Origin of the sequence: Streptomyces sp. SID5785 (assembly GCF_009870065.1) — a bacterium.
In the GTDB taxonomy this organism is placed as follows: Bacteria; Actinomycetota; Actinomycetes; order Streptomycetales; family Streptomycetaceae; genus Streptomyces.
Genome location: NZ_WWIA01000202.1, coordinates 1 through 12127, shown reverse-complemented (window position 1 = coordinate 12127; position 12127 = coordinate 1). Strand labels below are relative to the sequence as shown.

General features: G+C 71.3%; 13 protein-coding genes. 7 read left to right on the top strand and 6 right to left on the bottom strand.

Annotated features, from left to right (window positions below; all coding sequences use genetic code 11):
* Positions 1-146: 146 nt before the first annotated feature.
* On the top strand, positions 147-1562 hold the full coding sequence (locus tag GTW43_RS05980) for an FAD-dependent oxidoreductase (protein WP_161300569.1): 1416 nt from the start codon (positions 147-149) through the stop codon (positions 1560-1562).
* 27 nt (positions 1563-1589) lie between these two features.
* Here the strand turns inward: GTW43_RS05980 and GTW43_RS05975 are convergent, their stop codons facing one another.
* Positions 1590-2279 (bottom strand): class F sortase, encoded by a 690-nt coding sequence (locus GTW43_RS05975; protein ID WP_161300568.1) that lies wholly within the window; start codon positions 2277-2279, stop codon positions 1590-1592.
* A gap of 10 nt (positions 2280-2289) precedes the next feature.
* Positions 2290-3099 carry a hypothetical protein gene (locus GTW43_RS05970; RefSeq protein WP_161300567.1) on the bottom strand — a complete coding sequence of 270 codons (810 nt, stop codon included), beginning with the start codon at positions 3097-3099 and terminating at the stop codon, positions 2290-2292.
* A 227-nt stretch (positions 3100-3326) separates the two neighbouring features.
* On the opposite strand from GTW43_RS05970, the gene GTW43_RS05965 reads away from it, so the two are divergent.
* Both GTW43_RS05965 and GTW43_RS05960 read left to right on the top strand, forming a co-directional pair.
* Entirely contained in the window at positions 3327-3470 is a 144-nt protein-coding gene (locus tag GTW43_RS05965) for a hypothetical protein (RefSeq protein ID WP_161300566.1), read from the top strand.
* A gap of 184 nt (positions 3471-3654) precedes the next feature.
* Positions 3655-4239 (top strand): fasciclin domain-containing protein, encoded by a 585-nt coding sequence (locus GTW43_RS05960; RefSeq protein ID WP_161300565.1) that lies wholly within the window; start codon positions 3655-3657, stop codon positions 4237-4239.
* A gap of 75 nt (positions 4240-4314) precedes the next feature.
* Here GTW43_RS05960 and GTW43_RS05955 read toward each other — a convergent pair whose 3' ends face one another.
* On the bottom strand, positions 4315-5919 hold the full coding sequence (locus GTW43_RS05955) for a sulfite oxidase (protein WP_161300564.1): 1605 nt from the start codon (positions 5917-5919) through the stop codon (positions 4315-4317).
* Positions 5920-6286: 367 nt separating this feature from the next.
* On the opposite strand from GTW43_RS05955, the gene GTW43_RS05950 reads away from it, so the two are divergent.
* Positions 6287-6577, top strand: coding sequence for a chaplin (locus GTW43_RS05950; RefSeq protein WP_161300563.1), 291 nt, complete (start codon positions 6287-6289; stop codon positions 6575-6577).
* 199 nt (positions 6578-6776) lie between these two features.
* On the opposite strand, the gene GTW43_RS05945 is transcribed toward GTW43_RS05950, so the two are convergent.
* Together GTW43_RS05945 and GTW43_RS05940 are read right to left on the bottom strand one after the other, a co-directional pair.
* Complete coding sequence (locus tag GTW43_RS05945; protein ID WP_161300562.1) at positions 6777-7337, bottom strand: TetR/AcrR family transcriptional regulator; 561 nt, start codon at positions 7335-7337, stop codon at positions 6777-6779.
* A gap of 48 nt (positions 7338-7385) precedes the next feature.
* Positions 7386-8381 carry a zinc-dependent alcohol dehydrogenase family protein gene (locus GTW43_RS05940; protein ID WP_161300561.1) on the bottom strand — a complete coding sequence of 332 codons (996 nt, stop codon included), beginning with the start codon at positions 8379-8381 and terminating at the stop codon, positions 7386-7388.
* A gap of 140 nt (positions 8382-8521) precedes the next feature.
* Here GTW43_RS05940 and GTW43_RS05935 point away from each other — a divergent pair, with 140 nt between their 5' ends.
* Positions 8522-9241 (top strand): TetR/AcrR family transcriptional regulator, encoded by a 720-nt coding sequence (locus GTW43_RS05935; RefSeq protein ID WP_161300560.1) that lies wholly within the window; start codon positions 8522-8524, stop codon positions 9239-9241.
* A gap of 203 nt (positions 9242-9444) precedes the next feature.
* Positions 9445-11028 (top strand): MDR family MFS transporter, encoded by a 1584-nt coding sequence (locus GTW43_RS05930; RefSeq protein WP_202501099.1) that lies wholly within the window; start codon positions 9445-9447, stop codon positions 11026-11028.
* A gap of 132 nt (positions 11029-11160) precedes the next feature.
* On the opposite strand, the gene GTW43_RS37420 is transcribed toward GTW43_RS05930, so the two are convergent.
* Complete coding sequence (locus GTW43_RS37420) at positions 11161-11316, bottom strand: DUF6131 family protein (RefSeq protein ID WP_237536434.1); 156 nt, start codon at positions 11314-11316, stop codon at positions 11161-11163.
* A 420-nt stretch (positions 11317-11736) separates the two neighbouring features.
* Here GTW43_RS37420 and GTW43_RS05925 point away from each other — a divergent pair.
* A partial coding sequence (locus tag GTW43_RS05925; RefSeq protein WP_161300558.1) for a hypothetical protein occupies positions 11737-12127 on the top strand: 391 nt, incomplete at its 3' end.

Genomic DNA, 12127 nt, shown 5'->3' with positions numbered 1-12127 from the left:
TCCGGGGAGGTCTCCTACCTGTCACCCCCGCTCGAACCGCCCGGCGCCGGACAGACGCTTCTCTGCTGCACCCGCGCCGAGACCGACCTCGTCCTCGACCTGTAGGACCGCGGGCCGACGCCCGCTCTCACCTCTGGACGGAATCAATGAACACCGAGAACTCCCACTACACCGAGAACACCGAACTTCACGCGGATGTGCTGGTCATCGGCTTCGGGAAGGGAGGGAAAGCCGTCGCGGCCGCCATGGGGCAGCGAGGCAAGTCGGTCGTCCTCGTCGAGCAGTCGGCCCGTATGTACGGCGGGACCTGCCCCAACGTCGGTTGTGTGCCGACCAAGGCGCTGGTGCACCACGCCAATCAGCGCAGGCCGCAGGACTCGCCGCAGGACTGGTACGCACGCTCCGTCGGCGAGGTGCAGGCCCTCACCTCGCTGTTCCGTGCCGGCAACTTCGACGGGCTGAACGGCATGGAGACGGTCACGGTCCTCACCGGGCGCGCCCGCTTCGAGGACCCTCACACCGTGTCCGTCGGTGCCGGTGCCGAGCGTCTGACGGTGCGCGGCGACACGATTCTCATCAACACCGGATCGGTGCCCGTCGTGCCGGACGTGCCGGGCCTGGCGGGCAGCAGGTATCTCCTGACGAGCACCGACCTGATCGAGACGACCACGCTTCCGCCGCGCCTGGCCGTCATCGGAGGCGGCTATCTGGGACTGGAGCTCGCCGCCGTCTACCGCCGGTTCGGCTCCGAGGTGACCGTCCTCGAGACCGCCCCGGACATCCTGCGGCACGAGGACGAGGACGTCGCGACAGCCGTGCGCACGATCCTCCTCGACGAGGGCGTCACCCTCGCGACAGGCGTGCGCGTACTGGAGGTCACCGACGGCCCGGACCGGGCGAGCCTGGTCTACGAGCAGAACGGGACCAAGCAGACCGTCGAGGTGGACGCGATCCTCGCCGCCGCCGGGCGCCGCCCCGCGACCTCCGAACTGAACCTCGAGGCGGCCGGAGTCGCCGTGACCGAACGCGGGGCGGTGAAGGTCGACACGTATCTGCGCACGAGCCGGCCGCACATCTTCGCCCTCGGCGATGTCAACGGCGGGCCCCAGTTCACCTACATCTCCCTCGACGACAGCCGCATCGTCCTCGACCAGCTGACCGGAGAGGGCGGGCGCAGCACGGACGACCGGGCGGCCGTGCCCCATACCCTGTTCATCACACCGCCGTTGGCGACCGTCGGGATGACGGAGCGCGAGGCGCGCGCCGCAGGACTCCGCGTGAAGATCGCCAGTCAGCCTGTCGCCGAGATCATCGCCATGCCCCGTGCCTACGTCGTGGAGGAGACGCGCGGCATGATGAAGTTCGTCCTCGACGCGGAGACCGACGAGATTCTGGGCGCCGCGCTGCTGAGCACGGACAGCCAGGAACTCATCAACACCGTGGCGCTCGCGATGCGCCATGGCATCACGGCGACCGAGCTGCGCACCACCGTCTACACCCATCCCAGTTCGACCGAGGCCTTCAACGACGTCCTGGGCGCGATCGTCCGGTCCGACCCGTGAACGGCGGACGTCGCGCCCGGCCGGCGTTCACGACCGGCCCGGCTGGTCGAGCCGGGCGTAGACGACGATGTTGTCGCTGTAGCGGTGGTCCCGGTAGGTGCCGGCGCAGGTGATGAGGCGGAGTCCGGCGTGGTCGAGGTTGCGGTAGACCTCGACCGACGGGAAGCGGTCCTTGGGGTACTGCTCGGTCCGCGTGACCGAGAAGCGTGCCGTGGAGCCGTCCTCGCGCCGGACGGAGAGGCGGTCGCCGGGGCGCAGGCTGCCCAGTCGGAAGAAGACGGACCTGGCCCCGTTCCAGGTGACGTGTCCGGCGATGACGGCCGGGCCCTGCTCGCCCGGCGTCGGCCCGGAGGTGAACCATCCGGCCTTCGCCGGGTCCTTGGGTGTCTCCAGGGCCCGATGCCGGTCCAGTCCCAGGCGCTCCAGTGAGGTGTTCACACCGATCGCGGGGACGGAGAGGCGGGTCGGCGCCGACCGGGGCAGCGTGGGAGCCGTGTCGCCTTCCGCCGGGGGCGATGCCGGGGACGATGTGACGGGAGCCGTGGTCGCGGTCGAGGTGGGCGCGGGCCGTGCCGCGGCCGGTGGGGCGGGTTCCTGTCGGGACAGGCCCACGGCCAGCGTGCAGGCTCCGAGGACGAGCAGCAGGACGGCCACGGCGGCCGGCACGATGCGGTGCCGGCCGCCGAGCACCCTGCCCGGTCGGTCGCGGGCAGTCATGGCGTCCCCGTCAGCGGCGGTTCGCCGCGGGGCGCCGGCTGCGGCGCATGCTCACGGCCAGGACGGCAGCACCTGCCGTGAGGGCCGCTCCACCACCGGCGATCAGTCCGGGCGCCTCGACACCCTGCGTGCTCCCCCGGCCGGTCTCGACCCCGCCCGACGGCATGGAGCCGACCGCGGCGCCCTTGACCATGCCGCAGTCCGTCGGGGCGGTGGCCTCCTGCGGCAGCTTCGGGTCGAGCTCGCTCTTGCCCTTGCCGAAGTCGTACTTCCCGTTGCCGTTCGGGTCGATGCCGTGCTGGACGACGTGCAGGTCCTTGATGTGGTCCGCCACCGCCTGCGAGACGGTGATCGTCCGCTCGTAGGAGAGCTTCCCGTTGCTGTCCGCGACCGGCATCCGGTCGACGGCGAGTCCGCTGTTCTTGGACGTGTCTCCCTTGGTGGTGAGGGAGATGTTGATGTCACCGTAGGACGGCAGGCCCTCCGCCGTGGTGATGATGCCGTCCTTGTTCTTGTCCGCGCTCGGGTCCGGGCAGTGGAAGTCGTGGCCCTCGGTGGACCCGTGGATGTGCTGTGCGTGGGGCTGCCCGGGGACCAGCCCCGAGGCCTGGATCTTCACCGTCAGCCGGGTGCCCTCGACGGTGAGCATGGCCGTTCCGGTGGCTCCGGAGTCGTTGAGCTGGTCCAGATCCACCTGGTAGGTGTGTCCGGCTGTCGAGCCGTCGTGCCCGTCGTGCGCCGCGGCGGGCACCGCGGAGAGGGCCAGTGCGGCCGGAACAGCTGCCAGAGCGGTCAGTCGTGCGATGTGACGGGCTGACATGACAAGCCTCTTTCCTTGTAGGCCAGTTGCGTGGGCAACCGGCGCTGTGCGGAAGTCGCGTTCCCCTGACATCACCTATTCCGGAGACCTCCCCCGCCCCGGATTGGTCCCGGCTCACCGGACCGCGCGGGTCCGGCCGGTCCGGCCCCTTCGCAGGACACCAGTCCGCTCTCCGCGCAGCCTCGGATCACAGGCGACGGACCTCGGTGGACCGGGAGGTGAGAGCCATGACCGACGAGGAGTTCCGACGCCTGAGGGAACAGGCGCGGGCCGAGGCACGACGGGCCCTGCCGGTGCGCCCGCAGGTGCAGGGACGGGATCTGTACGAGGCGAGGGCACGGCACGCCGAGTTCGGTGCCGCCGCGCATTGAGCGCTCCGTTCGCCATTGGGCTCAGAAATTCTCATATCCGGGCAATCCGGCCACCCGGTGGCGACGAATTCCTGGTGTGAGGGCGCGAACGACGCGCCGACCCCCGGTAGCCCGCGCCCTCACCGGCCCTGGGCCGCTCGGGGGCCCGGCGGGCCCGCTCGCCCGCCGCACAGGAGGGTTGATCATGAACGCTCATCGCACAGGCGTCCGCATTCTGGTCGGATCGGCCGCACTCGCCCTGCCGCTCTCGATGGCGACGCTGGCCCCGGCCGCGTCCGCCGACGACATGGGCAAACCGTTCGGTCCGGCGTGTGCGTCGGTGCCGAAGGAGGGAGCCGGTTCCTTCGACGGCATGGCCAAGGACCCGGTCGCCACGGCCGCGTCGCACAACCCCGACCTGTCCACCCTGGTCACCGCGGTGAAGAAGGCCGGCCTGGTGGACACCCTGAACAACGCGAAGAACGTCACCGTGTTCGCGCCGACCAACGACGCCTTCAAGAAGATCCCGAAGGCCGACCTCGACAAGGTCCTGAACGACAAGGCCCAGCTCACCAAGATCCTCACGTACCACGTCGTGGGCGAGAAGGTCATGAAGGACAAGCTGGCCGACGGCAGCTTCAAGACCCTGGAGGGCAGCAAGCTGACCACGTCCGGCTCGGGCGAGGCGTTCAAGGTGAACGACAGCGCGAAGATCGTGTGCGGCGACGTGCCGACCTCCAACGCCACCGTCCACATCATCGACACCGTCCTGATGCCGCCCAAGAGCTGACCGGCATCGGCGTCACCCGAAGCACCCCCGCGGGGTGTGCCGCTCACACGGCACACCCCGCGGGCACGTGTGCGCTCAGTCGACGGTGACGACGACGGAGTGCCAGCCGGACGCACCGTCCGGGATGGTGGGGGTGCGCTTCTGCGTCTGGGTCTCGCCGGTGCGGTCGGTGGCACGCACGGTCAGGGTGTGACCACCCTTGGTGGCCTTCCACGGGTAGGACCACTGCCGCCAGGTGTCCCGCGTGTCCTCGGCCGCGAGCCGCGCCTCCTCCCACGGACCGTCGTCCACCCGCACCTCGACCTTGTCGATCCCGCGGTGCTGCGCCCAGGCGACTCCGCCCACCATCACGGTGCCGGCCTTCGGCCGCCCGAACGGCTTGGGGGTGTCGATCCGCGACTCCGTCTTGATCGGGGCCTTCCTGGCCCAGTCCCGCTCGACCCAGTAGGAGTCGTACGCGTCGAACGTGGTCAGCTCGATGTCCCGGATCCACTTGCAGGCCGACACGTACCCGTAGAGGCCGGGGACGACCATGCGGACCGGGAACCCGTGCACGAACGGCAGCGGCTGCCCGTTCATCCCCACGGCGAGCAGGGCGTCCCGGCCGTCCATCACGTCCTCGACCGGGCTGCCGATGGTCATGCCGTCCACCGAGCGTGCCACGAGCTGGTCCGCGGGGCCGCCCTTCGACGGGGGCCGCACGCCGCACTGTTCGAGCAGGTCGGCCAGGCGGACGCCGATCCAGCGGGCGTTGCCCACGTACGGGCCGCCGACCTCGTTGGAGACACAGGTCAGCGTGATGTTCCGCTCGATCAGCGGCATCTTGAGGAGATCGTCGAAGGTCAGGGTGCGCTCGCGCGTGACGCCCTTTCCGTGGATCCGCAGCTTCCAGGACGTGGCGTCGACCTTGGGCACCACCAGGGCGGTGTCGACGCGGTAGAAGTCGCCGTTGGGCGTCATGAACGGGCTGATGTCCTTGATCCGCAGCGCGGCGCCCTTGGGAACGGGGGCCGCCGGCGACGACGGGGCGGGCAGCACGACGCCCTTGCGGGAGGCGACCGCGCCCTGCCCCTGGGAGTTGTTGAGCGCACGCCCGGCGATGCCTGCTCCGGTAGAGGCGGCGGCCGCCGCGGTGGCCGCGATGATGAAGCCGCGCCGGTCCCACCCCTCGGCCTCCCCGACGGCGTCGGGAGCCGCGTCCTCCGCCCGGCGGGAGCGCCCCAGCCGCCCGCTCAGCCAGTACAGGAGACCTGCGCCCGCAAGCGCCCCCACGACCGAGGGCAGCGCGTCGGTGACGCTGGTCGAGTCGGGCCGGGAGGTCGCGGCCAGCGCTCCGACCACGCCGAAGGCGACCACACCCAGCGATCCGATGAGCCGCAGGCGGGTGGCCAGCATCCCGAGGCCGAGGGCCAGGACGGTCAGCACGGCGAGGATGCCGAGCTGCAGCACGAGCTTGTCGTTCGTGCCGAACTGCCGGATGGCCCAGTCCTTCACGGGGGCGGGGGTACGGTCGATCGCCGCCCCGCCGACCGCGATGACGGGCCCGGACTCCGGGCGGACGGCCGCGGACACCAGCTCCGCGAGGGCGATGGCCGCGTATCCGGCGAGCAGGCCGCTCAGCGCGCCCAGGGCCAGGCGCCTGACACCGCGGAGCGGTCGGGGGGAAGCGTCGTCGTTCATGCCGGGAATCCGTCCTCGCACCGCGCTCGGATTGGTCTGTCACCCCATCGGAGGAGGACACGTGCCGCGCGCCAGCATGACCCGCGCGGGCCGTGCCGGCGGTGACGGCAGGCCGTCGGGCTCTTCCGTGTCCCCACTTTGGCGTCACACCCGGCGGGCGGGCGACGTGATCCGCCGCGGGCACGGCACCGTGGTGCGCCGCTCGCGCCCGGCGGCCGTCAACACGCGAGGCGCCTGAGCACCGGACGGGTGAACCGGGACGAAGCGGCCAATCCGCGCTCCCGGACGCCTCGAATGGCTCGTGAAGGAGCATCTCGCTCCCCGCACCGCCGACGGCGGTGCCGTTCGAGCAGCAAAGGAATGTCTGATGTCTCGTGTACTGAAGAGCGCGGCGGTTCTGGTGGCCGTGGGCGGTGCGGTCCTCGCCGGCGCGGGCGCCGCGTCCGCCGACAGCGGGGCGCAGGGCGCGGCCGTGGGGTCGCCCGGCGTGCTGTCGGGCAACGTCGTACAGGTGCCGGTGCACGTCCCGGTCAACGCGTGCGGCAACACCGTCAGTGTCATCGGCCTGCTCAACCCTGCGTTCGGCAACACCTGCGTCAACGGCTCCGGCCACTGGGGCCACCACGGCCACGCGGGCGCCTGGAGTGCGTCCAAGTAACAGCGGCGAACCCTGGTGCCGCCTCGTGGGGAGGCGGCACCAGGGTTCGGTTGCGGGGCGGCGGTCCGCGCGGGCCACGGCCGACGTCCGGCGTCGCCGCGCACGGCCGTCGGTGCCCGTGTCACTGTCCGGGTCGCCGCCCAGGTCGCCGTTCAGGTCGCCGTTCAGGCCACGGTCCCGGTCCCGGTCCCGGTCGCTGTCACAGGGAGGACAAAAAGCCCTCGGCGGCGTCCTGGACCCTGTCGCGGTCCCCGGTGGCGAGCAGGTCGAGCAGCAGGCCGCGCAGGGTGGCGATGACGAGAGTCGCGGTGCGGGTGGCCGCTGCCGGCTCGACGTCCGGCCCCTGGACGCGGCGCAGCGCGGTCATCCAGTCGGCGACCACATGGCCCAGGAAGTCGGCGAACGGCCCGGGTGCCTGCAGAGCGCGCCCGTACACGGCGAAGAACAGCCGGAACTCCCCGCCCCGTGCGGGGTCGGAGGTGCGCTCCCAGACCGCTCGGGCATGGACACGGAGGTCCGCGCCCTCTTCGCTCGTGGTGTGCGCCGTGGCGGTGAGGATGCGCTCGCGCAGTCGGCCCAGAACCTCCTGCAGCATCTGGTCCTTGGAGCCGAAGCGGTGGACCAGTGTCGTGGGGGACTCACCGAGAGCCGCGGCGATGGGCCGCCAGGTGAGGCCGTCGAAGCCGTGCTCGACGGTGTAGTCGACGACCGCGTCGAGCAGTTCGGCGCGCCGTTCGTGGTTCACGGGCCTTCCGGCCATGCGTTTCCCCTTCTGTGTGTACATCGCTCGTCCTCGCGTGGCACCGGATCAGGCGCCGGCCTGCGTGCTGACGACGATCTTGCCCGGGGACTCCTGGCCTGCCGCGAGGTAGCGATGCGCGTCGGCGACGGCGTCGAGGGGGAAGACGCGGTCGACGGCGGGGCTGAGCGCGCCGGTCCGCAGTCCGGCGTACAGGAAGGCCGCGATACGCCGTACGGCTTCGGGGTTCAGCGTGTGTTCGAAGCTCATGTAGCGGTGCGTGGTGACGGGCGCGGAGGGATACGGCGCCGGGCGCGGGTCGAGCCATCCCACGGTGACCAGGGTTCCGGTGAACCGCTTGGCCGCCTGCGCGAGTTGAGCGAGGCCGGGGCCCATCACGGAGTCGATGACGATGTCGGCGCCCGCGCCGCCGGTGTGCCTCCGTGCCGCCTCGACGAGGTCCTCGGTGTCGGTGGCGATCACCGCGGCCGCGCCGGCGGCGAGCAGCGCGTCCCTCTTCGCCTCGTGACGGGTGACCGCGATCGGGACCGCGCCGACCTGACGGGCGATCTGGAGGGCCGCGAGGCCGACCGTGCCGGACGCGGCCGTGATCAGGACGCGGTCACCTGGCTGCATCCCGGCCTTCTCGACGAGCGCTCCGTAGGCGGTGGAGTAGGCCACCCAGAGCGCGGCCGCTCTGGTCGGACTCAGCGCCTCCGGCGCCCTGATGAGGCGCGTCGCCGGGAACACCGCGTGGTCGGCGTAGGTGCCCGCGGCCGTCATGTCGGGGACGGCGGTCACGATGACCGCGTCGCCGGCCTCGAACTGCGACACCCCCTCCCCCACGACCTCGACCGTGCCCGCGCCCTCGCAGCCCAGCCGGGCGCGGGGCAGCCGGACCGACGCCGGGGACCGACCGGAACGCGTCAGCTCGTCCAGCCGGTTGACGGCGAACGCCTCGATCCTGACGCGGACCTCGCCGGGGCCGGGGGCGCCTGGCGGCTCGTCCACGATCCGCAGAACCTCCGGGCCGCCGGTCTCGTCGAACACCACCACGCGTGACACAGGTCCACTCTCCCTCGCTCTTCCGCGCCTTCGCGTCGGTCCGCTTCTTCCGTCCCTCTCATTATTTGCACGATCGTTCCAATAAAACAAACAGAGGCTCCCTCCTGAGCGTGATTGCAGATCCTGCATTTTTGCGTACTATGCAGAATGTGGAGACGAAGGGTGCGCCGGAAGGCAGTTGGCGGGAACGCAAGAAGCAGGCGACACGCGCCGCTCTCGTGGAGGCGGCGGTCCGGCTCGCGGCGGAGCACGGCGTGGAGCACGTGACCGTCGACGCGATCAGCGAGCGGGCGGGCGTGTCCCCACGGACCTTCTTCAACTACTTCGAGTCCCGTGACGACGTGTTCGTCATGGTCGGCGCGGAGTCCAACGCCCGGGTGCGGCGCGCGGTGATCGACGCGCCCTCCGACCGCACGGCCCTCGAAGCACTCCGCGACGCCCTCGCCGTGGAACTGTCCGAGATCGAACAGCAGCAGGAGCTGTGGCAGCTGCACGCGGCCGTACTGCGCCGTTCGCCCGACCTCTTCTCGCGCACCATCGGCGCGCACATGGCCGACGAGATCGGCCTGGCCGAGGCCATCGCCGTGCGCATCGGCACCGGTTCACCGCTCTTCGCGGACCCGCCTGCGGCGCACTCCGCGGCCGAGGACGAGCCGCGGCGCCGCGCCCTCGGGCTGTACCCGCGCCTGCTGGCCGCCGTCGGCGCCACCGCCTGCCGTGTCGCCGTCGAGCACTGGTGCGTACGGCAGGACGAGACCGCGTTCGCCGACGTGTTCAGCGAGGTGTTCGAGCATCTGGCGGCCGGCCTGCCCGAGGCTCCGGACGGGACCGCCCCTCCGGCCCGTTCCGTCCGGACCTGACCGTACCCAGCGGCTGGACTCAACGGCCGGACCCACCGGCCCGGACCCACCGAACCACTCGCACCGCGCAGTTCCGCGGCACACACGTGTCACGGGCCGCGGGCGGGTCCCGTACGCGCGGACGTGTCCCACGACCGCCGTCGAACTCCGAAAGAGACGATGTGACTGCAACAGCCGTGCCGGAAGAGGCGCCACCCGCCTCCATGTCCAACCGGCAGATACTCCAGGCCATGTCCGGGCTGATGGCGGGCATGTTCGTCGCCATCCTGGCCGGGACCGTGGTCGCCAACGCGCTCCCCCGGATCATCGCCGACCTCGGCGCGAGCCAGTCCTCCTACACGTGGGTCGTGACGGCCGAGCTCCTGGCCATGACCGCGACCGTGCCCCTGTGGGGCAAACTCTCCGATCTGTACAACCAGAAGCTGCTGCTGCAGCTCTCGCTCAGCATGTTCGTGGTCGGCTCCCTGCTCGCCGGCTTCTCCCAGGACGTCGGGCTGCTCATCTTCAGCCGTGTCGCCCAGGGCATCGGTGCGGGCGGTCTGACCGCGCTGGCCCAGGTCGTCATGGCCGCGATCATCCCGCCGCGGCGGCTCGGCAAGTACGCCGGCATCTTCGGCGCCGTGTTCGCCGTCGGCACCGTCGCGGGACCGCTCATCGGCGGCGTCCTCGTCGACACGTCGTGGCTCGGCTGGCGCTGGTGCTTCTTCATCGGCGTGCCGTTCGCGCTGCTGGCCATCGTGCTCCTGCAACTCACCCTGAAGCTGCCCACGGTGCGGCGCGAGGCGAAGATCGACTTCCTCGGCGCCTTCCTGATCGTCGCCGGCGTGTGCGCGCTGCTCATCTGGGTGTCCCTGGCCGGCAATCAGTTCGACTGGGCGTCGTGGCAGACGGCCGCGCTCACCGGCGGCGGACTCGCCCTGCTGGTCGTCGCGTTCTTCGTCGAGTCGCGCGTGCCCGAGCCGATCATCCCGCTCGGCATCTTCCGCAACCGCACGGTCTCGCTCACCACCGTGGCCAGCCTGCTGGTCGGCGTGGCCATGTTCGGCGGCACCGTGTTCCTGTCGCAGTACTTCCAGGTTGCCCTCGGCAAGTCGCCGACGATCGCCGGCCTGATGAGCCTGCCGATGATCCTCGGCCTGCTGGTGTCCTCCACGGTCGCCGGGCAGATCATCAGCGCGACGGGTCGCTGGAAGATCTACCTCATCGCCGGTGCCGTCGCCATGGCGGTGGGCCTCGCCCTGCTCTCCACGATCGACGCCGACACCCACTTCGGCCTGCTCAGCGCCTACATGGCCGTTCTCGGCATCGGTGTCGGCATGCTGATGCAGAACCTCGTCCTGGCCGCGCAGAACGACGTCCCCGCGTCCGAACTCGGCGCCGCCACCTCCGTGCTGTCGTTCTTCCGCAGCATGGGCGGCACGATCGGCACCAGCGTCCTCGGCGCGATCCTCGCCAACCGGGTCGCCACCGAGATGACCAAGGGGCTGGCCGACGCCGGTGTCCCCGCCGGTGCCGCGCAGGGCGGTGGCCACAGCGTCCCCGACATGACCCGACTGCCGGCCCCGATGCGCGAGATCGTGGAACACGCCTACGGGGTCGCCACCGGAGACCTGTTCCTCGTGGCCACGCCGTTCGCGCTGCTGGCGCTGGTCGCGGTGGTGTTCGTCAAGGAGAAGCCGCTGAAGGACACGAGCGGCATGGAGCGCCTCGCGGAAGAGGCGGAAGAGGCGGAAGAGGCGGAAGAGGCGGAAGGCACCGTCGACGGCTCTGCCGCGCCGGTCGCCTGATCCTCCTCCCGCGGCCCTGGGGGCGGACGTCGACGCGTCCGCCCCCAGGGCGCTTTCCCATCGAGCGGCACCCTGTTCCGGGGCCCTGGCAGGCGACCGTCACGGGAGGCGTGCGGTCCGCCGGAGCCAGAACTAGAAGTAGTGCCGCCGTCCGCCGACGGAACGTCCCGTCGACCCGAGGATCCACAGGATCGCTCCGACGACGATGAGCACCCCGCCGACGGTCGTCAGCAGGGACAGCCCGACCAACAGGCCTATGACCAGCAGGATCAGTCCGAGAACAATCATCACGATTCCGTTCTTCAGGCTCGGATCGGTCCGCGCGGACCTCTGTGTGCGGGTCCGCAGCGTTCCCTTCTCTCCGCCTCCGGGCGCGACTCGGCGCCTCCCCGTTCGGGCAGCCACCCTCGCGCCTACGGAGTCGTTCGGTACTCCCTGCTTGTGCCCCGGTTCGGCGCGTACATGCGGGATCCGGGCGGGACGACCGGTGTCCGGCGCCCGGTCCCGGCCCGCACCGGGGGGTGGCGCGCAGCCCTCAGGGCCCTTCGGCGCTGCCCGAAAGGGTTTACGCACGCCGGTCCTTGATGCCACCGTGCCGGTTCCACGTGGGCGCCGACGCGGCGCCGCCCGGTTCTGCCGCCGCACGACCACCGCGCCCGCAGGCCGGCCCCGTGGGCACGCACCGGTGCGGACGAGGGGGATTCCGGGATGGCCAAGGCACGCCTGATGTTCGTGGGGCTCCTGGTGCTCTGCGCGGTCGCGCTGAAGGTCTTCGGGCACTGGGGGCCGTTGGTCGTCTTCGTCGCCGTGCCGGTGCTGCTGGTGGCCGGGGTGGTCGGGCTGCTCCTGTGGCACCACAAGGACGAGGAGGCCCGCAGCCGGCGCAAGGTGGCGGAGAGCATCGCCGCCACGGGCGGGACGGTCGTCGACCTCCCCGCGGAGACCCGCGGCTACCTGAGCCTGGGCTACAGCCGCCAGGTCGTCGCCGTGCCCTGCCCGGTCCCCGACACCCGGATCTACCTGACCGAGAGCCACGACTGGGTCGTGGCCCTGCCCGCCTGGTCCGCGGTCGCCGAGGGGCGGTTGATCGCGGACGGCA

Excerpts from the sequence above, each read along its gene's own strand:
- GTW43_RS37420 (WP_237536434.1), bottom strand. The coding sequence starts at position 11,316 with ATGATTGTTCTCGGACTGATCCTGCTGGTCATAGGCCTGTTGGTCGGG.
- GTW43_RS05960 (WP_161300565.1), top strand. The coding sequence starts at position 3,655 with ATGAACGCTCATCGCACAGGCGTCCGCATTCTGGTCGGATCGGCCGCA.
- GTW43_RS05935 (WP_161300560.1), top strand. The coding sequence starts at position 8,522 with ATGCAGAATGTGGAGACGAAGGGTGCGCCGGAAGGCAGTTGGCGGGAA.
- GTW43_RS05980 (WP_161300569.1), top strand. The coding sequence starts at position 147 with ATGAACACCGAGAACTCCCACTACACCGAGAACACCGAACTTCACGCG.
- GTW43_RS05950 (WP_161300563.1), top strand. The coding sequence starts at position 6,287 with ATGTCTCGTGTACTGAAGAGCGCGGCGGTTCTGGTGGCCGTGGGCGGT.
- GTW43_RS05970 (WP_161300567.1), bottom strand. The coding sequence starts at position 3,099 with ATGTCAGCCCGTCACATCGCACGACTGACCGCTCTGGCAGCTGTTCCG.
- GTW43_RS05930 (WP_202501099.1), top strand. The coding sequence starts at position 9,445 with ATGTCCAACCGGCAGATACTCCAGGCCATGTCCGGGCTGATGGCGGGC.
- GTW43_RS05955 (WP_161300564.1), bottom strand. The coding sequence starts at position 5,919 with ATGAACGACGACGCTTCCCCCCGACCGCTCCGCGGTGTCAGGCGCCTG.
- GTW43_RS05965 (WP_161300566.1), top strand. The coding sequence starts at position 3,327 with ATGACCGACGAGGAGTTCCGACGCCTGAGGGAACAGGCGCGGGCCGAG.
- GTW43_RS05975 (WP_161300568.1), bottom strand. The coding sequence starts at position 2,279 with ATGACTGCCCGCGACCGACCGGGCAGGGTGCTCGGCGGCCGGCACCGC.
- GTW43_RS05945 (WP_161300562.1), bottom strand. The coding sequence starts at position 7,337 with ATGGCCGGAAGGCCCGTGAACCACGAACGGCGCGCCGAACTGCTCGAC.